The sequence below is a fragment of the Companilactobacillus futsaii JCM 17355 genome (assembly GCF_001435505.1).
GTDB lineage: Bacteria > Bacillota > Bacilli > Lactobacillales > Lactobacillaceae > Companilactobacillus > Companilactobacillus futsaii.
This window is the reverse complement of the sequence record NZ_AZDO01000130.1, coordinates 1-21,045: the sequence shown is the minus strand read 5'-3', so window position 1 is coordinate 21,045 and position 21,045 is coordinate 1. Positions and strand designations below refer to the sequence as shown.

At 36.2% G+C, this 21,045-nt stretch carries 22 protein-coding genes and 1 tRNA gene; 19 read left to right on the top strand and 4 right to left on the bottom strand.

Features of this window, described 5'->3' with window-relative positions:
• The first annotated feature begins 32 nt into the window (after positions 1 to 32).
• The 10 genes from rbfA to FC88_RS09400 all read left to right on the top strand — a co-directional run bounded on the left by rbfA (position 33) and on the right by FC88_RS09400 (position 11,592).
• Entirely contained in the window at positions 33 to 392 is a 360-nt protein-coding gene (gene rbfA, locus FC88_RS09445; RefSeq protein WP_010019505.1) for a 30S ribosome-binding factor RbfA, read from the top strand.
• A 110-nt stretch (positions 393 to 502) separates the two neighbouring features.
• On the top strand, positions 503 to 1,417 hold the full coding sequence (gene truB, locus FC88_RS09440; protein WP_057815004.1) for a tRNA pseudouridine(55) synthase TruB: 915 nt from the start codon (positions 503 to 505) through the stop codon (positions 1,415 to 1,417).
• Between the two features lie 12 nt (positions 1,418 to 1,429).
• Positions 1,430 to 2,356, top strand: coding sequence for a riboflavin biosynthesis protein RibF (gene ribF, locus FC88_RS09435; protein WP_057815002.1), 927 nt, complete (start codon positions 1,430 to 1,432; stop codon positions 2,354 to 2,356).
• A 177-nt stretch (positions 2,357 to 2,533) separates the two neighbouring features.
• Positions 2,534 to 3,580, top strand: a complete 1,047-nt coding sequence (gene hrcA / locus FC88_RS09430; RefSeq protein ID WP_057815000.1) for a heat-inducible transcriptional repressor HrcA — start codon at positions 2,534 to 2,536, stop codon at positions 3,578 to 3,580.
• Between the two features lie 16 nt (positions 3,581 to 3,596).
• Positions 3,597 to 4,157 carry a nucleotide exchange factor GrpE gene (grpE, locus tag FC88_RS09425; RefSeq protein ID WP_057814998.1) on the top strand — a complete coding sequence of 187 codons (561 nt, stop codon included), beginning with the start codon at positions 3,597 to 3,599 and terminating at the stop codon, positions 4,155 to 4,157.
• Positions 4,158 to 4,192: 35 nt separating this feature from the next.
• Entirely contained in the window at positions 4,193 to 6,058 is a 1,866-nt protein-coding gene (gene dnaK, locus FC88_RS09420; RefSeq protein WP_057814995.1) for a molecular chaperone DnaK, read from the top strand.
• Positions 6,059 to 6,181: 123 nt separating this feature from the next.
• Complete coding sequence (gene dnaJ, locus FC88_RS09415) at positions 6,182 to 7,321, top strand: molecular chaperone DnaJ (RefSeq protein ID WP_010019515.1); 1,140 nt, start codon at positions 6,182 to 6,184, stop codon at positions 7,319 to 7,321.
• Positions 7,322 to 7,518: 197 nt separating this feature from the next.
• Positions 7,519 to 8,214 (top strand): hypothetical protein, encoded by a 696-nt coding sequence (locus tag FC88_RS09410; protein ID WP_057814994.1) that lies wholly within the window; start codon positions 7,519 to 7,521, stop codon positions 8,212 to 8,214.
• A 162-nt stretch (positions 8,215 to 8,376) separates the two neighbouring features.
• Positions 8,377 to 10,224 (top strand): translation elongation factor 4, encoded by a 1,848-nt coding sequence (gene lepA / locus FC88_RS09405; protein ID WP_057814992.1) that lies wholly within the window; start codon positions 8,377 to 8,379, stop codon positions 10,222 to 10,224.
• A gap of 63 nt (positions 10,225 to 10,287) precedes the next feature.
• Positions 10,288 to 11,592, top strand: coding sequence for a dihydrolipoyl dehydrogenase family protein (locus tag FC88_RS09400; protein ID WP_057814990.1), 1,305 nt, complete (start codon positions 10,288 to 10,290; stop codon positions 11,590 to 11,592).
• Positions 11,593 to 11,637: 45 nt separating this feature from the next.
• Here FC88_RS09400 and galE read toward each other — a convergent pair whose 3' ends face one another.
• The gene (gene galE / locus FC88_RS09395; protein WP_057814987.1) at positions 11,638 to 12,627 is read right to left on the bottom strand and encodes a UDP-glucose 4-epimerase GalE; all 990 of its coding nucleotides are present in this window, start codon (positions 12,625 to 12,627) and stop codon (positions 11,638 to 11,640) included.
• A 147-nt stretch (positions 12,628 to 12,774) separates the two neighbouring features.
• Here galE and FC88_RS09390 point away from each other — a divergent pair, with 147 nt between their 5' ends.
• From FC88_RS09390 to FC88_RS09375, 4 genes are all read left to right on the top strand, one after another.
• Positions 12,775 to 13,434, top strand: a complete 660-nt coding sequence (locus FC88_RS09390) for a class A sortase (RefSeq protein ID WP_083484628.1) — start codon at positions 12,775 to 12,777, stop codon at positions 13,432 to 13,434.
• Between the two features lie 91 nt (positions 13,435 to 13,525).
• Positions 13,526 to 15,835, top strand: a complete 2,310-nt coding sequence (gene recJ / locus FC88_RS09385) for a single-stranded-DNA-specific exonuclease RecJ (protein ID WP_057814983.1) — start codon at positions 13,526 to 13,528, stop codon at positions 15,833 to 15,835.
• Between the two features lie 22 nt (positions 15,836 to 15,857).
• On the top strand, positions 15,858 to 16,376 hold the full coding sequence (locus FC88_RS09380; protein ID WP_010019526.1) for an adenine phosphoribosyltransferase: 519 nt from the start codon (positions 15,858 to 15,860) through the stop codon (positions 16,374 to 16,376).
• Positions 16,377 to 16,401: 25 nt separating this feature from the next.
• Positions 16,402 to 16,491: transfer RNA gene (locus tag FC88_RS09375), tRNA-Ser, on the top strand.
• Positions 16,492 to 16,695: 204 nt separating this feature from the next.
• Here FC88_RS09375 and FC88_RS09370 read toward each other — a convergent pair.
• The 3 genes from FC88_RS09370 to FC88_RS09360 all read right to left on the bottom strand — a co-directional run bounded on the left by FC88_RS09370 (position 16,696) and on the right by FC88_RS09360 (position 18,761).
• Positions 16,696 to 17,844 carry a site-specific integrase gene (locus FC88_RS09370; protein WP_057814980.1) on the bottom strand — a complete coding sequence of 383 codons (1,149 nt, stop codon included), beginning with the start codon at positions 17,842 to 17,844 and terminating at the stop codon, positions 16,696 to 16,698.
• A 148-nt stretch (positions 17,845 to 17,992) separates the two neighbouring features.
• Positions 17,993 to 18,391 carry an ImmA/IrrE family metallo-endopeptidase gene (locus FC88_RS09365; protein WP_057814978.1) on the bottom strand — a complete coding sequence of 133 codons (399 nt, stop codon included), beginning with the start codon at positions 18,389 to 18,391 and terminating at the stop codon, positions 17,993 to 17,995.
• Entirely contained in the window at positions 18,366 to 18,761 is a 396-nt protein-coding gene (locus FC88_RS09360; RefSeq protein WP_057814976.1) for a helix-turn-helix transcriptional regulator, read from the bottom strand. The genes FC88_RS09365 and FC88_RS09360 overlap by 26 nt, the downstream gene beginning before the upstream one ends.
• 144 nt (positions 18,762 to 18,905) lie before the next feature.
• Between FC88_RS09360 and FC88_RS09355 the strand changes: the two genes are divergently transcribed.
• From FC88_RS09355 to FC88_RS09335, 5 genes are all read left to right on the top strand, one after another.
• Positions 18,906 to 19,124, top strand: coding sequence for a helix-turn-helix transcriptional regulator (locus tag FC88_RS09355; RefSeq protein WP_057814974.1), 219 nt, complete (start codon positions 18,906 to 18,908; stop codon positions 19,122 to 19,124).
• A gap of 108 nt (positions 19,125 to 19,232) precedes the next feature.
• Entirely contained in the window at positions 19,233 to 19,715 is a 483-nt protein-coding gene (locus FC88_RS09350) for a hypothetical protein (protein WP_057814972.1), read from the top strand.
• 5 nt (positions 19,716 to 19,720) lie between these two features.
• Entirely contained in the window at positions 19,721 to 20,050 is a 330-nt protein-coding gene (locus FC88_RS09345; RefSeq protein ID WP_057814970.1) for a DUF771 domain-containing protein, read from the top strand.
• On the top strand, positions 20,051 to 20,305 hold the full coding sequence (locus FC88_RS09340) for a hypothetical protein (RefSeq protein WP_057814968.1): 255 nt from the start codon (positions 20,051 to 20,053) through the stop codon (positions 20,303 to 20,305). It abuts the gene before it with no gap.
• Between the two features lie 180 nt (positions 20,306 to 20,485).
• On the top strand, positions 20,486 to 21,045 hold a 560-nt coding region (locus FC88_RS09335), incomplete at its 3' end, for a recombinase RecT (protein WP_200951541.1).

Below are 21,045 nucleotides of genomic sequence, written 5' to 3'. Positions count from 1 at the left end.
GAAATAGTTTGAAAATTAATGGAGGTACAATTATGGTAAAACATCGTATAGGTCGTGTTGAACAAGAAATTCAAAAAGAAGTCAACGACATTCTTCTTAAACGTGTACGTGATCCAAGAGTTCAAGGTGTTACAGTTACAGGTGTTGAAATGACCGGTGATTTGCAACAAGCAACAATTTATTACAGTATTCTTTCTGAAAAAGCTAGTGATGTTGAAAAAACTCAAGCAGGACTAGATAAAGCTAAGGGATTGATTCGTCGTGAATTAGGTCAAAAATTGACTTTGTATAAAGTTCCTGAACTTGAATTCAAACAAGATCAATCAGTTCGTTACGGAGAAAAGATTGATAAATTGATTGCTAAATTGCATCAAGACGAGGCTAATCGTTAAAATTAGCAGGTAAGAATTTTTTTCTTGCCTGTTTTTTTTTGGAAAACTTCCTATTATTAACGAAGACTAGTAAAATTATTACTGATATTATGAAAAGACGGAGATCAATTATGGACGGAGTAATTCCATTAAATAAAGAAATCGGACAAACTAGTTCAGATTATGTATATAAATTACGAAAAATTTTACACACTAGAAAGATTGGCCATACGGGAACTTTAGATCCCTTGGTTGATGGGGTTTTGCCAATTTGTGTTGGACAAGCGACTAAGTTAGTTAATACTTTGACTAGTTCACCTAAAGAATATGCTGGTGAGATTACTTTAGGACGATCAACGACAACTGAGGACCGTGAAGGTGAGACAGTTGAGGAGAAGAAGTTATCAAAGCCATTTACTGATGAAGAATTGGAGAAAATCTTTCAACAAATGACTGGCGATTTAAAACAGATTCCGCCAATGTTTTCAGCGGTGCGCGTGAATGGTAAGAAACTTTACGAATACGCTAGAGCCGGTATTGAAGTAGAAAGACCAGTTCGTGAAATTCATATTTATAGTTTTTCAATGACTTCAGAACCAGTTTTTGACGAGACTATGAGCTATCAAACCATCAGATTTCATGTTAAATGTTCAAAGGGAACTTATGTAAGAACTTTGGCGGTAGAATTTGGTAGATTATTAGGATATCCGGCTTTTATGTCACAATTGACTCGAGTAAAAAGTGCTGGCTTTCCAATTGAAGAAACCTTTACTCTGGGTAAAATCGAAGAAATGATGGCAAAAAAAGATTACAGTTTCTTGAAATCAATTGATGAGGTTTTAAAAGATTTGCCTAGTTTAGAATTGAATGATGAGCAGTGGGATGTTCGGGTCAGCCATGGCGGATTCTTAGAAGTTGAAGATGTTGATTCTGATAAAGCAAAACAATTACGCGTGCAAAGAAATGGCGTCACTAAGGCACTTTACAAGTATGATAAAGTTAGAAATATGTGGATTCCAGATTTGATGTTACTGAACAATAAGTAGAAGAGGGTAATTATGCAGATTATTAATGTTAAACATCCGCTAATAGAAGAACAGTTGCCAACTGAAGCGACAGTTTTAATCATGGGTTTTTTTGACGGGGTACATTTAGGTCATCAAAAAGTTATTAAAACCGGTGTCAAAATTGCTAAGGAGCATAATCTGAAATCAGCTTTATTGACCTTTGATCGTTCACCAAGAACTGTTTATCAACATGAAACTAATTTTAGATATCTTTCAACAAGGGGTAGAAAAGCTGAATTAGTTGAATCGTTGGGCGTCGATTATTTGTATTTTGTTAAATTCACACCTGACTTTGCACACTTGAAGCCGCAAGAATTCGTTGACTACTACATGATTGATTTCAAAGCAAAATATGTTGTGGCAGGCTTTGACTATACTTATGGCAAAAAAGATATTGCTAACATGGCTAATTTGCCCAATTACTCGAAAGGCAATTTTGAAACGGTGATGGTGCCAGAACAGTTGATTGATGGTCAAAAAATCGGTTCGAGTGCTATTAAGAAATTTATTACTGACGATAAAATTGAAGAGGCTAATAAATTCTTAGGTTATAAGTATCAAAATCAAGGAAAAGTTATTCACGGATTGCAACGTGGACGAACTTTAGGTTATCCAACGGCAAATATTGCAGTTGAAGGAGAGCAAGTGATTCCTTCGATCGGTGTTTATGCTACAAGGATAAAGGTTGCAGGAGTTTGGTACAATTCAATGACTTCCGTGGGCTATAATGTAACCTTTAAGGAAAATACTGGTATTACTATCGAAACCAATATTTTCGATTTCAATCAGGAAATTTATGGTCAAGCAGTCGTGATTGAATGGATCAAGTATTTGCGTGGAGAAGTGAAGTTTGATAGCGCACAAGGTTTGATCGAACAGCTTGAACTAGATAAGGCCAACTCATTAAAAATTTTATAAAAGGGGACTTATGGCATTGGTCAAAAGGGTCTTTTTTTCGTTATTCACAAAAATGAAAAGTTTTATGGAAATAATTATGAAAAATAAGCTTGCATACTTGACACTATAAGGATAGATTGTTATATTTTACATTGTTAGCACTCAGGTATGAATAGTGCTAAAAAGGAGGACGGTATAATGCTATCACAACGTCAAGATGCAATCTTGAGAGAAGTCGTGCGCATATTTACAGATACCGGCCAGCCGGTTGGGTCGAAGACATTGATGAATGAATTACCATTTCATGTAAGTTCTGCGACAATCAGAAACGAAATGGCAATGCTTGAAGAAGTTGGGTATCTCGAGAAGACTCATCTTTCTTCAGGCAGAATTCCTTCAGCAATGGGATATCGCTATTATCTTGATCATCTGGTACAACCAACTAGTGTGCCACAAGATATTGCCCAAAGAATCGATGAAGATTTCGGTAAAACTTATCATCAAATTGGTGATATTATCGAACAATCCGCTAAGATCTTATCTCATTTGACCAGCTACACCGCAATTACATTGGGACCAGAAAGTAGTTCGATCCGTTTGACTGGATTTAGAATCGTCCCTTTGAACGCACATCAACTTATGGCAATCATTGTCACAAGTGATAATAATGTAGAAAATAATATTTATACTGTCGATGATGATTTTGATACTTCATTAATTGAAAAAATCGTCAACATCGTGAATGATAAGCTAGTTGGACAACCCCTTAATAAGGTTCTTCAAATGCTTCATAGCGATGTCCCAGCAATTCTTTCCGAATATATGTATTCAACCGATGGTTTGTTGGATATGATGGATTCACTCTTTAAGAAGGCTGAATCAGAGAAGTATTATGTCGACGGTCAATTGAATCTTTTGAATTATGCTAATGGTGACGATATGTCAGAAGTCCAATCGTTGTTCTCAATAATTAATCAAAGTAATGACTTGAGAAAGTTATTGGATCCTTCGATTTTGGATGACGGCATTAAAGTTCGTCTAGGAAGTGAATTAGGTAGTGATGCGTTGAAAAATTATAGTATCATTACTGCCAATTATGACGTTGGTCATCACGGTAAAGGCGTTATCGCATTACTTGGTCCAACGACGATGCATTATTCACAACTAATCGGCTTGTTAGGTGAATTTAGAGTTGAATTAGCAAAAAGATTGATTGATTATTATTCAAGGTATGATGATTCTTGAAATTTAGGAGGAAGTAATGGCAGATAAACAAAAAGATCAAGATTTGAAGAATGCTAAAGAAGAAACTTCAAAGACTGACAAAAAGGCTGAGAAAAAAACAGCCGAAAAAAAGGTTGATCCCAAAGATGAAAAAATTAAGGATCTAACAGCCAAGAATGCAGATTTGGAAGACAAATTCTTAAGAAGCCAAGCTGAAATTCAGAATATGAATAATCGTCATAAAAAAGAAGTTGCTGGCATGCTTAAATATGACGGACAAAAACTGGCTACTGAAATTCTTCCGGTTTTGGATAATTTGGAACGTGCTTTGAAGGTTGAAGCCACTGATGACTCAAGTAAACAGTTGAAAAAGGGTATCGAGATGGTTCAACAACACATGGTTAAAGCCTTAGAAGACAATCATGTGTTGGCTATTGACAATGCAGGTGAGAAGTTTGATCCTGCAGTTGCTCAAGCCGTTCAAACGGTCCCCGCTGATGATGACCACAAGAAAGATACCGTTGTTCAAGTCCTACAAAAGGGATACAAACTTGAAGATCGTGTCTTACGTCCAGCAATGGTCGTCGTTGCACAATAATATGTAAATAAAAAATTAAAAAGAGGTTTAGGTTTATGTCTAAAGTTATTGGTATTGATTTAGGTACTACAAACTCTGCTGTAGCCGTTTTGGAAGGCGGTTCTCCAAAGATTATTACAAACCCAGAAGGTGCAAGAACAACCCCTTCAGTTGTTGCATTTAAAGATGGTGAAATTCAAGTTGGTGAAGTTGCCAAAAGACAAGCTATCACAAACCCTGATACAGTTTCATCAATCAAGCGTCACATGGGTGAAGCAGGTTACAAGGTTACTGTAGCCGGCAAATCATACACACCACAAGAAATTTCAGCTTTCATCTTGCAACATATCAAGAAGTTCTCAGAAGACTACTTAGGTGAAAAGGTTACAGATGCTGTTATTACGGTTCCTGCATACTTCAATGATTCACAAAGACAAGCTACTAAAGATGCTGGTAAGATTGCTGGATTAAACGTTCAACGTATCGTTAACGAACCAACAGCTTCAGCACTTGCTTATGGTCTAGATAATGATAAGGGTGACGAAAAGATCCTTGTTTACGACCTTGGTGGTGGTACATTTGATGTTTCCGTACTTCAATTAGGTGACGGTGTCTTTGAAGTACTTTCAACAAATGGTGATACACACCTTGGTGGTGATGATTTTGACCAAAAGATCATCGACTGGTTAGTTGAACAATTCAAGGCTAAGAATGGCGTTGATTTGAGTCAAGATAAGATGGCTCTACAAAGATTAAAGGATGCAGCCGAAAAGGCTAAGAAAGACTTATCAGGTGTTGCTCAAACATCAATCAGTCTTCCATTTATTTCATCAGGTGCTAATGGTCCACTTCACTTGGAAGAAACATTATCACGTGCTAAGTTCGATGAATTAACTTCAGACTTAGTTGAAAGAACAAAGATTCCAGTTGACAATGCTTTGAAAGATGCTAGCTTGACTACTTCAGATATCGACAAGGTTATCCTAAATGGTGGTTCAACACGTATCCCTGCCGTTCAAGATGCTGTTGCTAAATGGACTGGCAAAGCTCCAGATCACTCAATCAACCCTGATGAAGCCGTTGCTCTTGGTGCTGCTATCCAAGGTGGTGTTATCTCCGGTGATGTTAAAGACGTTGTTTTACTAGATGTTACTCCACTATCACTTGGTATCGAAACTATGGGTGGGGTCTTCACTAAGTTGATCGATAGAAATACAACTATCCCAACAAGCAAGTCACAAGTATTCTCAACCGCTGCTGATAATCAAAGTGCTGTTGATATTCACGTTCTTCAAGGTGAACGTCCAATGGCTGCTGACAACAAGACCTTAGGTCGTTTCCAATTGACAGATATTCCTGCTGCACCTCGTGGCGTACCTCAAATCCAAGTTACATTCGATATTGATAAGAACGGTATCGTTAATGTATCTGCTAAGGATATGGGAACAAACAAGGAACAAAAGATTACTATCAAGAGTTCATCAGGTTTGAGCGATGAAGAAATCGATCAAATGATGAAGGAAGCTAAAGAACACGAAGAAGAAGACAACAAACGTAAGGAAGAAGTCGATGTTAAGAACGACGTTGAACAAACATTGTTCACAACTGACAAGACTCTAAAAGACGTTAAAGGTAAAGTTTCTGACGATGAAATCAAGAAAGCCCAAGATGCTCGTGATGCTTTGAAGAAAGCTCAAGACTCAGGTGATCTTGAAGACATGAAGAAGAAACGTGACGATTTGAACAAGATCGTTCAAGACTTGTCTGTAAAACTTTATCAACAAGCTCAACAAGCACAACAACAAGCTGGTGGCGATAAAGGTGCTACTGGTACAGGTTCAACTGATGGCAAGAAGTCAGGCGACGACAATACAGTTGACGGTGACTTTTCCGAAGTAGACCCTGATAAAGACAAGAAATAATAATTGTGATAAAGAGCAGTGGTTTAATTACTAAAACCAATTATGGTATAGTAAGAACAATAACTGCTCTTTTGAGCGTTAAAAAGGAATGGGACAAATGTCCTGTCGCATAAAGGTGATTTAATGGCAGATAAAAATCCATATGACGTACTAGGCGTTGATAAAAACGCTTCTGATGACGATATAAGAAAAGCATTTCGTAAACTTTCTAAAAAGTATCACCCTGACTTGAATAAGGCTCCTGATGCTGAAGAAAAGTTTAAGGAAGTTAATTCCGCTTATGAAATTCTAAAAGATCCTCAAAAACGTGCGCAATATGATCAATATGGTTCTGCCGGCATGAATGGTGGCCAAGGAGGATTTGGCGGCTTCGGCGCTGGTGGTGCTGGAGATCAATTCGGTGGTTTCGAAGATATCTTCAGTCAATTTTTCGGTGGCGGCGGTGCTGCTCGTCAAAATCCTAACGCCCCAAGACAAGGTTCCGATCTTCAATATCGCATGGATTTGACTTTTGAAGAAGGTGTCTTTGGTAAGAAGACTAATATTTCTTACAATCGTGAGGAAGAATGTTCTACTTGTGGTGGTTCTGGTGCAAAGCCGGGAACACATCCAGAGACTTGTTCAAAATGTCATGGTTCAGGTTATGTTGAAGTTGATCGTCAAACTCCACTTGGTCGTATGCGTACACGTGTTGTTTGTGATGTCTGCAATGGTACTGGTAAAGAAATCAAAGAAAAGTGTAACGTTTGCCAAGGTTCAGGTAAGGTAAATGAAAAGCACGAGTTAAAGGTTACTGTGCCAGCTGGTGTTGAAGATGGACAACAAATGCGTCTAGAAGGCCAAGGTGAAGCCGGAACTAACGGTGGACCTTACGGTGATCTATATATTGTCTTCCACGTTGCTCCAAGTAAGGAATTCAGACGTGATGGTTCAACTATCTATGCTTCAGTTAATATCAGTTTCCCACAAGCTACATTGGGAGACGAAATCAAAGTCAACACAGTTCACGGTCCAGTTAACTTGAATATCCCTAGCGGTACTCAAACTGGTACTACATTTAGATTGCGTGGCAAGGGTGCTCCAGTTCTCAATAGCAAGAGTATCGGTGATGAAAAAGTAACAGTTAATATCGTTACTCCGCGCAAATTGTCAGCTGAACAACGCAGTGCTTTGAAGAAATTTGCTGAAGCTGGCGGAGACAAAGTTAAAGAAAAAGATAGTAACTTTTTCAATAAAGTCAGAGATGCTTTTAAAGGTGAATAATATAAAAAAGTCGTTTTTAACTTCCCAATCGAAGTTAGAAATGACTTTTTTATTTAGTAATTATTGTGTAATTAAAAAAATGTGGAATAAATAAATTTATGGTTGTAAAATTAACTTGTATAAGTGCCTTTTTGTTTTTTAGCTTGGAAAATTACATTATACGAATATAGAAATTACTATATTGGGAGGATGAGTACATGGCTTTTGATTCAAATGAGGAAGATAAATTATTTAAGGAAATTCAAGATAAAGGTGACTATAATTATTTCGTAAGAGATGGTGTAGTTAATCGTACAGAATATCTTAAAAGTAAACCAAAGATATTATTTATTTTACGGGAATCTTATGGTACTGATGATTCTCAACCTGAAGAAATCGTAAAACTACGTGAGTTTTTTGCAACTGGTGGTTTGAATAAGAAGAGTCCTCAAACGGAATCTGGAATTACAAGAACCGTTGAACAAATCGATGCAGCATCAAAAGGAAAATTATTATCTTATGATGAAACTATGCATGTTGATAATGAACGTAGGAAAAAAGCACTGAATAAAGTTGCTATTTTCAATTTAAATAAAGAATCTAACCATATTAATAATCAAACAAATTGGACCCTTTTAAAAAAGGAAACAAAGTCCAATTGTGACATATACAAGAAGTTATTTGATTTGTACGAACCTGATATAATTGTTTGCGGAGGAACCTATGGTTTATTTCAAACAATCTATCCAGAACTAGAAGACACTCCTACAAAAGATAACAGATATTATAGTTGGACTACGGTTAATAATAAAAAAACACTTGTTCTAAACTGCAATCATCCTAGCGATAGAAATTCTCATGAATATTATGATAGATTGAATGGTATTTTAAGTAAAGTTTATATCGAAGACTGATTTTTTCGTTGGATGTAAAGTGACTTGAAAAGATAATTTAGCAAAGTTGAAATTCTATCAAATGAATTTCAACTTTTTTTATTGATTTCGTCGTCTAGAACATCGGTGTACAATAGTGTAAAATAGAAAGAATGATAAATTTCTGATAGAAGGGAATAATTTATGGATTTAGATCTCGATAAATTAAAAGAAAGACAAAAAAGAATTCGTAATTTTTCTATCGTAGCGCATATCGATCATGGTAAATCAACGATTGCCGATCGAATTTTGGAAAGAACTAAGACAGTTTCAAAACGTGAAATGAAAGCTCAGATCCTTGATGATATGGATTTAGAGCGTGAACGTGGAATTACTATCAAGTTGAATGCGGTCGAACTAGAATACGAAGCAAAAGATGGACAGACTTACATCTTCCATTTGATCGATACACCAGGACATGTGGATTTCTCATATGAGGTTTCACGTTCTCTTGCCGCTTGTGAAGGAGCATTATTAGTAGTAGACGCTGCTCAAGGTGTCGAAGCACAAACTTTGGCTAATGCTTATTTAGCGATTGATAATGACCTAGAAATCGTGCCAGTTATCAATAAAATTGATTTGCCATCTGCTGAACCAGACAAGGTTAAAGAAGAAATTGAAGAGATGATCGGTATCGATGCTGAATCTTCGATTTTGATGAGTGCTAAAACTGGTATTGGTGTTGATGAACTGCTTGAACGAATCGTAACGGACGTACCAGCTCCAACTGGAGATTTGAATAAACCGCTTAAGGCTTTGATCTTTGATTCCGTTTATGACAGCTATCGAGGAGTTGTTCTCGATGTACGTGTCCGTGAAGGCGTTGTTAAGGTCGGAGACACGATTGAATTGATGAGTAATAAGAAGACCTTTGAAGTCACAGAAGTCGGTGTGATGTCTCCTAAGGCTGTTAAACGTGATTATTTGATGGCAGGGGATGTTGGTTACATTACTGCTAGTATCAAGACAGTTAAAGATACTCAAGTTGGTGATACAGTCACTTTAGCTGACAATCCAACTGATGCACCTTTGACTGGTTACCGTAAGAGTACGCCAATGGTTTATGCTGGACTTTATCCAGTTGACAATGCCAAATATGAAGATTTGCACGAAGCTTTAGATAAATTGCAGTTAAATGATGCCGCTTTGGAATATGAACCAGAAACTTCACAAGCTCTAGGTTTTGGTTTCCGTGTCGGATTCTTAGGCCTATTGCACATGGATGTTGTTCAAGAACGATTGGAACGTGACTTTGATCTTGATTTGATTACGACATCACCATCAGTTGACTATCACGTCACAAAAACTGATGGCGAAGAGATAATTGTTGATAATCCAGCTGAATTACCAGATGCGACCGATATTAAAGAAATTCGTGAACCATTCGTTCGCGCGGAAATTATGGTTCCAGAAGACTTTGTTGGTCCAGTAATGGAACTTTGCCAACGAAAACGTGGTGAGTTTATTACGATGGACTATTTAGATAAGTATCGAGTTAACGTGGTTTACAGATTGCCATTGCTTGAAATTATCTTTGATTTCTTCGATGACTTGAAATCTAATACTAAAGGTTATGCATCGCTAGACTACAGTATTGATGAATATGAACCTAGTGAACTAGTTAAGATGGATATCTTATTGAATGGTGAACCAGTCGATGCTTTGAGTTTTATCGTTCACAAAGACTTTGCCCAAAAACGTGGTCGTGATATCGTAGCTCGCTTGAAGGAAGTAATTCCTAGACAAATGTTTGAAATTCCAATTCAAGCTGCTATTGGTAACAAGATCGTGGCTCGTTCAAATGTTAAAGCTTATCGTAAAGATGTTACTGCTAAACTTTATGGTGGTGATAGAACTCGTCGTGATAAGTTGTTGAACAAGCAAAAAGCTGGTAAAAAACGTATGAAGGAAGTTGGAAAAGTTTCTGTACCACAAGAAGCCTTCATGTCAGTCTTGGATCTTAACCGAGGCAAAGAAGACAATAAAAATTAAGAAAACACTTATAATGTAACTATAGATTGCATTATAAGTGTTTTTTGTTTGGAGGAAATTTGTATGGAAAAATTCGATACGATTATTATTGGTGCAGGACCTGCTGGATTAGCCGCTGCTTATAATTTAAAAGGTAACGGACAAAACGTTGCGGTAATTGAAAATAATCTCTGGGGTGGAACTTGTCCTAACCGTGGCTGTGACCCTAAAAAAGTTTTGTTGAGTGGTGTTGAAGCAAGGGACAGAATGGCACAACTTCAAGGTAAAGGTTTTGATGATGTACCTTTTGTTAACTGGGAACAATTGGAAACTTTTAAAGAAAAATTTACAGCACCGGTTTCTACTGGCAGTCGCAAAGGAATCGTTGATGCAGACATTACAGCTATTGATGGTCAACCTAAATTTACTTCTAAGAATTCTTTAGTCGTTAATGGAACTGATTACCAAGCAGATAATTTTATCATCGCTACTGGTCAACGTCCTAGTTATTTAGATATTCCTGGTAAAGAACATTTATTGTCTAGCACTGATTTCTTATCACTTAAGAAGATGCCAGGCGATATTACGATCATTGGTGCCGGATACATTGCTTTTGAACTAGCTACGATTGCTAATGCCACAGGGGCAAAAGTTCATATTGTCCACCATAATGATCATCCATTAAAGGAATTTGATGAAAAATATGCGATGGAATTAGTTAAGCAGCTCGAAAATAAAGGTGTCGATTTTAATTTCAATATTGATACGCAATCAATTGATGCTCAAGATGGAAAGTATCTTTTGAAGGCCCAAGATTTTGAATTGAGTACCGACTTAGTAATTGGTGCGACTGGTCGAATTGCTAACGTTGATTTCTTAGACTTAGAAAAAGCTAACGTGGAATACAATCGTCACGGGGTAGTAGTTAATGATCACTTGCAATCAACTAATGAAAATATTTATGCAATTGGGGATGTCGTTGCTACTAAACAACCAAAATTGACTCCAGTAGGTGGTTTTGAAGCTGGCTATGTTAGTGACATTTTATTAGGAAAGACTGATAAGAAACTTGAATTGCCTCTAATTCCAACCGTAGTTTATGGCAGTCCTAAGCTTGCTAAAGTTGGTGCTCAAACTGGCGATAAAGTAGTCGAACAGAATGTAACCAGTTGGTTCACTTATAGTCACACTAATGAACCAGTTGCTAAAGTAAAAATTGTTTTGAATGATAAGAAGCAAATAATCGGTGCAACTTTATTGAGCAATGAAGCCGATAGTTTGATCAACTTATTGACACTAGCAATTAAACAAAAGATGAGTCACGAAGATGTTGTTAAGCAAATTTTTGCTTATCCAACTGCTGCTAGCGATTTGGAATATTTGATTTAAATAAAAAAGCTGAATCCCATCTAGGAATTCGGCTTTTTTATCAGTTTAGTTTTCATAACCGTTCAAATGTTTAGATTTAAAATTCCAAGCATCAGTGATGACTTTTTGAACATCATCGTATTTAGGTTGCCATTTCAAAATTGTTCTAGCTTTAGTTGAATCAGCAATCAAAGTACTTGGATCTCCGGCACGACGTGGTCCAATTTTAGCAGGAATTTCTTTACCTGTGGCGATTCGAGCAGCTTCAAGGATTTCTTTGTTTGAGAAACCAGTTGAAGAACCGAGGTTAAAGACATCACTATCATTGCCGTCACGTAAGTATTCCATGGCTAGTCGGTGAGCTTCAGCCAAATCTTCTACGTGGACGTAATCGCGAACGTTAGTACCATCCTTAGTGTCGTAGTCGTCACCAAAAATTGTCAATTCATCGCGTTGTCCAGCAGCAACTTGTAGAACTACAGGAATCAAGTGAGTTTCTGGATTGTGGTCTTCACCGATAGTCCCATCAGGTTTAGCACCACCAACGTTGAAGTATCTCAAAGCGACAAATTTGATGCCATAAGCGACATAACACCAGTGCATGATTTTTTCCATAGCTAGTTTACTTTCACCGTATGGATTAGTAGGCACTGTTGGATCAGTTTCTTTGATTGGGATTTGTTTAGGCTCGCCATAAGTTGCGGCAGTCGAGGAGAAGACGATATGCTTTACTCCAAAGTTGTGCATGACCTGTAATAGAGAAATCATACCAGCAGTATTGTTATCAAAGTACTTGAGTGGATCTTTCATTGATTCTGGTACGATTGAAAAGGCCGCAAAGTGAATAACATCAGTAATATCTTCATTTTGGAATAATTTGATCAAAAACTCTTTATCGCGAACGTCGCCTTGATAAAATTTGGCTTTAGGATTAATAGCCTGTCTGTGACCAGTTGCTAAGTTGTCTGCTACAATGACGTCGTAATTCATTTCACATAAGTGATCAACTGTATGTGAACCGATGTAACCAGCGCCACCTAAAACAAGAATGCTCATATAATTACCTCCAGATTCATTTATAAGTACATTATAACCTAAATAGAAAAGTATAAAGTTAGTAAAAATTAAATAACTACACTTTTCTTCTTAGATGTTTTAAGATGAAATATATATTGCAAATTAATGGAACAAGGAATGAAAAACATGAAAAAGTTCTTTTCGATTTTTGGAACAATTCTTTTATTGTTGATTGCTGTTGCTTTGATCTTTAATCAACCAATCAAAGAATATGCGGTCAAAAGAATCGCTGAACACAATTTGACTACTTTGACTGCTGAAAAGGCTGAGGCTAATGCTAAGAAAAAGGGGGAATTTGATTTCAATAAAGTAAAACCGATTTCGGCATCTCAAGTTGCCAAAGCCTCTGTTAATAATGATGCCGCCGTGATTGGGAAAATGGCCGTTCCTTCAGTTAACTTACGTTTGCCGATCGTTGTTGGTTTAAGTGACAATGCACTGTCAACTGGTGGCGGTACGATGAAAGAAAACGAGAAGATGGGTAAATCTAATTATGCTTTGGCGGGTCATTACATGACTAGTAAAGGCGCTTTATTTTCACCACTGGAAAATGCCAAAATTGGTGACTTAGCTTATATTACTAATATGAAACGCGTTTATACGTACAAGATTTACTATAAAAAAATCGTTCCACCGACAGCAGTCTATTTGTTAGACGATGTTGAAAATCAGAGTATCTTAACTTTGATAACTTGTGCTGATGGTGGTACTAACCGTTGGGCTTTACAAGGATCACTTGTGAAAAGTCAACCAGCTAATAAAAGTACTCTAGCAGTATTTTCTTAATAACTCCTTAAAAAGTTTTGGAAATAGTTTCAGGACTTTTTTTTTGTGTTTGATAATTGTTATAATTGAATAATTGTGAGTAGGTGATGGATTGACATTAATTAATTGGGAAAAGCGAAAGAATCCCACAAAACAAGAGATAAATGAATTTGCACAAAGCAAAAATGTCACACCAATAGTATCAGAATTATTATTGGAACGAGATATCGTTGAAGATAGTGATATTGAGGCTTTTTTGCACAGTGATGTGACTGAATTACAAGATCCTTTTGGACTTCATGACATGGATAAAGCTTTGGAATTGATTGATGAAGCTGTCGAATCAGAAAAAAAGATCGCCATCTACGGCGATTATGATGCTGACGGTGTTACTAGTACATCAATTATGAAATTGACCTTGCAAAAATTAGGTAACAAGCCAATTTTTTATGTTCCCGATCGTTTTAAAGATGGATATGGTCCTAATTTAGAACGATATAAAGAATTAGCTGATAAAGGAATTGATTTGTTGATTACCGTTGATAATGGTGTCAGTGGTAAAGATGAAATCAAATATCTTAAAGACCGTGGAGTCAAAGTAATCGTTACTGATCATCATGATTTACCTAAAGAACTACCAGATGCTGATGCCATCGTTCATCCTAGTATCCCAGGCTCTGAATACGTTTGTCCATATTTGTCTGGAGCTGGGGTAGCTTTTAAGATTGCCGATGCTTTGTTAGGTGATGAAGCCTTGCAGTTGATCGATTTGGCTGCTATTGGAACTGTTGCCGACGCAGTGGCTTTAAAGGGTGAAAATCGAGTCATCGTTACCGAAGGTCTCAAGCAAATGAAAAATAACAATCACGTTGGTATGACTGCTTTGTTAGAAAAATGCAAAGTTAGGTTATCTAATGTGACTGAAGAAGATATCGGTTTTCGAATTGCACCTAGGATCAATGCTCTTGGTCGCTTAGAAAATGCTTCTTCTGGGGTTGAATTACTGACGACTGGTGATGAGTCATTTGCTAAAGAAATCGTTGATGAAACTGAAGATATTAACTCTAGAAGACAAGACTTAGTTGCCAGTGCCTTTGCAGATGCGCAAGAACAAATTCAGGCTCAAAAAGATAATGGTGTGATTGTTTTAAAGGGTAACGGTTGGCATCAAGGAATTCTAGGAATTGTTGCTAGTAGAACGATGGATCAAGAGAACAAACCCGTTTTGGCAACTCAATTTGACAATAATAGTGGTGTGATGAAAGGTTCCGGTCGTTCGCCAGAAGGTTTCAATTTATTTACCGCCTTAGACAAACATCGAGACTTGTTTACCGCTTTTGGTGGTCATGCTCAAGCTTGTGGCTTTTCAATCGAAGAAGATAAACTTGATGAATTGACAAAACTATTACAAAAAGAGCCAACAGAGCAAAGTTTTGATTCCAAAGCTCCAGTAATCAACAAATACGATTTGCAAATGAATATTGCGGATTTGAATATGGATCTGATCAACCAGATTCAACAATTGGCACCATTTGGAATGGGTAATCCTAAGCCAATTATTAAATTGAGCAATGTGTCTTTGACTCAGTCGCGTTCAATCGGTAAAGATGCTAGTCATTTGAAGACGGAGATTGCAGATAATAACTATCGAATCAATGCTATCGGTTTTGGGATGTTTGCTAAAGCTGCTAGCATGTCGACTAATTTATGCGATGTTTATGGTAAGGTTGGCATCAATGAATGGCGTGGAAAAAAGAATCTGCAATTGATGATCGATGATTTCCAAGTTTCACCACAAGCACAAAAAATTGCTGATTTGAAGAATGTCTATTTAGATTATCGTAATAAGGGTCTATCAACCAAGATCCTAGAACATTTTGATGCCGTGATCTTTTTCAATGAAGCATATTTAGAGGTGGCAAAGCGTTTCGATGTTAAAACTAATTTAGTTATGTATAATGAAAACTGTGACGGTAAGAATATTTTGATTTACGATCGACCTCACAAATTAGATTTATTCAAAGAATTTATTAAAAACAATCAAACTCAACATACGGCGTTGTTTTTCCATACAAACTTGACAAGTAGATACTTAAAGCCTGATATGATAAAGATGAAAACGCTTTTGAAATATCTTTACTCCCATCAGAATATTAAGATGGAGGGGATGGATTTAGTTGCCAAATACTTGAATATGCAAAAAAATGACGTAGATTTTTATTTAAAAGTGTTTTTTGAGTTAAATTTTGTTAAAATAGTAAATGGTTTTGTTGAAAAAGCAAATGCTTCACAACAACGTGAATTAATCGAATCTCCGACTTACTTGAAGAGATTACAGCGTAATGACGTTGAAAAAATATTAATTGAATCTAGCTTTGATGATTTATTGTCGTGGATGAGCAATTACGATTGTCACTGTTAGATTGAATGGGGAATTTAAAAAAATGGATATTGATTTTAAGAAATACGTAGCTAATGTTCAAGATTTTCCAGAACCTGGTGTACTATTTCGAGATATTTCACCATTAATGGCTGATGGCAAGGCATATGCTGCCGCAACCGATAAGATTGTGGAATATGCAAAGAGCCGTGGAGCCGAAATGATAGCTGGACCAGAAGCCCGTGGATTTATCGTGGGTTGTCCAGTAGCTTACAAGATGGGCATCGGTTTTGCTCCTGCTCGTAAAAAAGGTAAGTTACCTAGAGAAACAGTTTCTGTTTCTTATGATTTGGAGTACGGTCAAGCATCACTTTATATGCAAAAAGATGCTATCAAGCCAGGTCAAAAAGTCTTAGTAGTAGATGATTTGATGGCAACTGGTGGTACTTTAGCCGCTACGATCAAGTTGATTGAAAAACTAGGTGGGATTGTTGTTGGAACAGCCTTCTTAATCGAATTAACTGATTTGCACGGTCGTGATAAAATTAAAGGGTATGATATGTATACTCTTATGCAATACTAATATAAAAGGCTTAGGCCTTTATTATGGTGAGTTGGCAGAGTGGTAATGCATCGGACTCGAAATCCGACGAACCCGTCTTATAGCGGGCGCGCAGGTTCAAATCCTGTACTCACCTTTTTTAGAATAAAAGAGAACAAAAGTTCGTAAGATTGCTAATAGGAATGCTGATAAAAAGGTGTTCCTATTTTTTTATTCTCTTGAAAATTAAAGATAATGTAAATTTTCTTTGCGCATCATTTTGCGCGGCGGAAGATTCATTGTCCCATTTTGCGCAGGAAAAAATCAGCAAAAACGCCTTGCGCAAAATATTGCGTTAATACTAATCATTATCATTAGTTTCTTCAATGCCGTTAAATAATTTTCTAAGATCACTACTTTGCTCAAGCGATGTTGAATCGAACATATGAGTGTAATATTTTAATGTAGTAGCAGTCGTTTTATGACCGACACGTCTTGATACATATTTAAGATTAAAGCCTTGATCAAGTAGATAGGATATGTGAGTATGTCTAATTCCATGGAAATTAATTATTTTGCTTGCACCGATTTCATTTAGCAATTTCTTTAATTGCTGATTGACTGATTGAGAAGTAGGTGTTTCTTTACGTCTGCTTCTAAAAACATAATTGTAAGGATCAGTGTAATTAATTCTATTAAAGTATTCTTCCTGACCAATTTTGAGCTTTTTAAGTACATTAATGCAGTCACTACTAACATCAACATACCTAACACCAGCAGGTGTTTTAGTGGCCTTTTGATTACGGGTATCATTTTCGATGGCTTTATTGACACGAATTACTTTTTTATTAAAATTGATATCATTCCAAGTAAGCCCCGCACATTCCTCGTATCTCATTCCTGTTTGTGTTACTAAATATACTTCAGCTGATGATATATCATTAATAGAAGTATGCATTTTAGCAACTTCAATCAGTTTTATGTAATCATCAGGTTCAAGAAATTTTTCATCAGGACTTTTTGATTCCTTACCGGCAACAATGGTTGTATTTCTAGTGAAGTCTGTATAGATTAATTGCTCAGCTATTGCATCTTCACACATTGATCTAAAAAAACTGTTGTATTTGCTAACGGTTACTTTTGTGCGAGTTTTGCCAAACTCATTTAAAAAATGCTGATAGTCCGCTTTAGTAACATCAACTAGTCTCATGTTTGGAAAGTATTTCTTGATTACATCTATCGCAAAATAGTATCTATTAACCGTAGAATGCGATTTGCCTTTAATGCGATATAATTCTACCCATTCTTTAAAGTAGTCAGAGAAGAGCATATCTTGTTTTGCTAAGTTAGCATGATTTGATTTTTGAAGTTCAATTTTTCTTGCCGCTTCTTCACATTCTGTTTTACGAGTAAAACCACCTTTAGTCTTATTTCTATATTTTCCAGTAGTAGGATCTTTATAGGAAACTCGATATTCCCATTTTCCATTGCGTTTATGAATTGTTGCCATAATTACAATTTCCTTTCTTATGTAAATTTATTTAATGATTTAGCCATATTTAAGCTTTTTTTGCGTTCTAAGTTGACATTTAAGGGATTACTGTAAATTCAGGGGCACATATGTTCTTTAGATATTAAAAATAAAAAGCCGCTTCCGGCTAAAATGGTAATCCGTAATCATATCTTAAATCCTTGTAAGTATCAGGTAAATGACCATTCTCTTCTATATAAAGGTTAGTAACCACAGCCATAGCAAATTCATCGGCACTATTCTCTGATTTATCCTTAAATCTCATATTAGAAGAGTAGTATGCCGTTAATCCATCTTGTTCGATCACGTGACACAATTCATGTGCCAGTATAAAGTATCTCTGGTTGCTGTATCTAATTGTATTAGACATCATAATAATTGGTGTATCACCATAATATAAGGTTTCAGCAACCTCTTTCCAATATATTTGAACATTTAATTTTTCTACCCATGTGAAAGGGTCAAACGTACTATAACGTTGACCAATGGCAAAAACTAATTTATTTATTTCCCTTGTCGATGTCATCAGTATCGCTTCTTTCTTTCTTGCGCTGATCCCAGAATATCTGTGTTAAAGCAATTTTTAACTTATCTCTTTGTTCATCAGTTAGTTCATCACCATCATAGAAGGCACCTACAAGGTTTTTATCCAAAAAGGATTTTAAATCAATGGTGTCTTTTTGTTTTGCCCAATAAGGGGTTTCGTTTCTTCCATAAAGGTAATCAAGTGTGACATCAAAATAATCGGCAATTCTTATTGTAGCAGCCTGATCTGGTTCACGTTTGCCTTGTTCCCATGAAGCGTATGTTGTAGGAGCTACTCCAAGAGCCTTGGCAATTTCTTTTTGTGTTCTATGTGTTTTACTTCTTAATTTTTTAAGTGTGTTAGAGAACATATGAATCACCTCGAGTAAAATATACTACACAATTTGTGCATTTATATTAAAATACACAAAAAGAGTAGAAAACTATTTACAATACACATAATGAGTAGTATATTATAACCATAGCAACGCGATAAGCGTAAGAAAGGAGAAACAATGAAGCAAAGAAGATGGCTTAAAGAAATAAGAGAAACAAAAAATATGACTCAATCAAATTTTGCAGAACTTCTTAATGTTCCTGTAACAACATATGCTTCATGGGAACAAGGAGTACGAACACCTAGTGTTGATAAGGCAAAAGAAGTTGCTGAAATTCTGAATATTAAGTGGACTATTTTTTTTGATCATCAGGTACTCGAAACGAGTAGTAAATAATATTTCGATTGCTATGGTATAAAAATTCTACACACTAAGAGTACAAAAAAGTCGATTTACAAATGAAGTCAGTTTTGTAAACCGTAGTTATCAAGGAGGTGATAACTGATGAGCGACATAAACATTGTTAAGGAAGTTTTAGATATGCAAGATCGTCAAAATTTCAATGATACTGATTTGGCAGCAATAGCAGGAACGTCAAAAACAACTGTTGGTAAATGGTTTAAAGGAACTCCAATTAAAGATGAATATTTAGTAAATCTTTCAAATGGAATTGATGATACTAGATTCTCATTAGCTGTTGATTGCTATTTATTTAATTTTCCAGCAATTCTGTTAAATATCGTAAATGAATATAACTCAGAAACATCATCACTATTAGTAGGAACACAAATTGAAGATTTAAACAGTGATACAGCAATTGAGAATGCTCTTAAAGAAATTAGCAAGAGCAATCCTGATGAAAATATTATCGAATTTGGAATATTCAAAATGTTCAGAACTAGTTCAATTATGAGAGCAGGTGCAGAAGCTCTGGCACATAGGTACCACATATCACTTAAAAAAGCTGCATTAGGTGAAAGAGGGTGAAATAAATGCAAGAACCAGAGACTTTGCCATTTGGTATTCCAGAGAAAGACGGATACGTACTGGCTTGGGTACGAAAAGATAAACTGAAGGATTTGATCAGCAAGCCTGCTGACGAGGGTATCGAATTGCTTCCTTGGGCATGTAAAATTGCTGGTTGTTCAGCCCCAACTTTAGTAAAGAAGCTAGACAGATACCGTGACGTCCTAGATATGGATAAGGGTGGGTGTGTTAGATATTCTACTGGTTCTGGTAGCCCTTGGAAGTTTTCAGCACCCGAATTTAGAAAGTTTGTATTGGAACATAAAAAGGAATTTGCAAAATCGGAGGAAATTTAAATGCTTATATCAGATGCACTTATGGGATTTGGAATATTTGGACTTGCTGGTTATACCATTGCCGGCGTAATTAAAGACGAAGGTGGATTATTCAATTGTTTTGATATCAAACAAGGCAAGAAGATTAAAGCAATTCAAAAGTTTTGGCGTGAGTTAGGTAGTTCAATTTTTGGTAAAGAAGATAGAACTAACACTGATACTTATACCAAACGAACACCTGAAGCCAAAAAAAAAGACTCTCTATCCACTAAATAGAGAGTCCAAGGTATTACTAATAATTTATACATTTATTTTAACACGTTAAGAGGAATTTAAAATGGGTAATTTTGATAGTTGGCTATCTGATGAAGATAGCGTTATTAAGGCTGATTCTTATTACGAAGAGAAAGCCAAGGAAGACGATATTAAAGCAGACAGAGCGGAGGAATTTTAATTATGAAGGACTTAGCAAGAATACCAGTTAAGGAATTAGTTAGATCAGATACGATTAAGAGCAAATTTGATGATATCTTAGGAAAAAGAGCACCACAATTTATTTCTTCAATCGTCAATATTGTTAATAGTAACCAAGATTTAAAGAACGTTGATCAAACAAGTGTTATTTCATCGGCACTAGTAGCAGCATCTTTAGATTTACCGATTAATCAAAACTTTGGATATATGTATTTGGTTCCATATAGTGGTAAAGCTCAACCTCAAATGGGTTACAAAGGTTATATCCAATTGGCTCAACGTTCTGGACAATACAAGCGATTAAATGCCATTTCGGTCTATAAAGATGAATTTCATGGATGGAATCCATTGACTGAAGAACTTAACTATACGCCAGCATTTAGAGATAGAGACAAGGATGAACAGCCTATTGGATACGTTGGTAGTTTCAAATTGCTTAATGGATTTGAAAAGACAGTATTTTGGACACATTCAATGATTGATGACCACCGTCAAAAATTCTCAAAAATGTCAGGTAAACAACAGCCTTCCGGAGTTTGGGC

Excerpts from the sequence above, each read along its gene's own strand:
- FC88_RS09345 (WP_057814970.1), top strand. The coding sequence starts at position 19,721 with ATGCAAGAACCAGAGACTTTGCCATTTGGTATTCCAGAGAAAGACGGA.
- FC88_RS09400 (WP_057814990.1), top strand. The coding sequence starts at position 10,288 with ATGGAAAAATTCGATACGATTATTATTGGTGCAGGACCTGCTGGATTA.
- FC88_RS09355 (WP_057814974.1), top strand. The coding sequence starts at position 18,906 with ATGAAGCAAAGAAGATGGCTTAAAGAAATAAGAGAAACAAAAAATATG.
- FC88_RS09380 (WP_010019526.1), top strand. The coding sequence starts at position 15,858 with ATGGATATTGATTTTAAGAAATACGTAGCTAATGTTCAAGATTTTCCA.
- FC88_RS09370 (WP_057814980.1), bottom strand. The coding sequence starts at position 17,844 with ATGGCAACAATTCATAAACGCAATGGAAAATGGGAATATCGAGTTTCC.
- FC88_RS09390 (WP_083484628.1), top strand. The coding sequence starts at position 12,775 with ATGAAAAAGTTCTTTTCGATTTTTGGAACAATTCTTTTATTGTTGATT.
- truB (WP_057815004.1), top strand. The coding sequence starts at position 503 with ATGGACGGAGTAATTCCATTAAATAAAGAAATCGGACAAACTAGTTCA.
- galE (WP_057814987.1), bottom strand. The coding sequence starts at position 12,627 with ATGAGCATTCTTGTTTTAGGTGGCGCTGGTTACATCGGTTCACATACA.
- hrcA (WP_057815000.1), top strand. The coding sequence starts at position 2,534 with ATGCTATCACAACGTCAAGATGCAATCTTGAGAGAAGTCGTGCGCATA.
- FC88_RS09365 (WP_057814978.1), bottom strand. The coding sequence starts at position 18,391 with ATGACATCGACAAGGGAAATAAATAAATTAGTTTTTGCCATTGGTCAA.
- FC88_RS09350 (WP_057814972.1), top strand. The coding sequence starts at position 19,233 with ATGAGCGACATAAACATTGTTAAGGAAGTTTTAGATATGCAAGATCGT.
- rbfA (WP_010019505.1), top strand. The coding sequence starts at position 33 with ATGGTAAAACATCGTATAGGTCGTGTTGAACAAGAAATTCAAAAAGAA.
- dnaJ (WP_010019515.1), top strand. The coding sequence starts at position 6,182 with ATGGCAGATAAAAATCCATATGACGTACTAGGCGTTGATAAAAACGCT.
- grpE (WP_057814998.1), top strand. The coding sequence starts at position 3,597 with ATGGCAGATAAACAAAAAGATCAAGATTTGAAGAATGCTAAAGAAGAA.
- FC88_RS09340 (WP_057814968.1), top strand. The coding sequence starts at position 20,051 with ATGCTTATATCAGATGCACTTATGGGATTTGGAATATTTGGACTTGCT.
- dnaK (WP_057814995.1), top strand. The coding sequence starts at position 4,193 with ATGTCTAAAGTTATTGGTATTGATTTAGGTACTACAAACTCTGCTGTA.
- lepA (WP_057814992.1), top strand. The coding sequence starts at position 8,377 with ATGGATTTAGATCTCGATAAATTAAAAGAAAGACAAAAAAGAATTCGT.
- ribF (WP_057815002.1), top strand. The coding sequence starts at position 1,430 with ATGCAGATTATTAATGTTAAACATCCGCTAATAGAAGAACAGTTGCCA.
- FC88_RS09360 (WP_057814976.1), bottom strand. The coding sequence starts at position 18,761 with ATGTTCTCTAACACACTTAAAAAATTAAGAAGTAAAACACATAGAACA.
- FC88_RS09410 (WP_057814994.1), top strand. The coding sequence starts at position 7,519 with ATGGCTTTTGATTCAAATGAGGAAGATAAATTATTTAAGGAAATTCAA.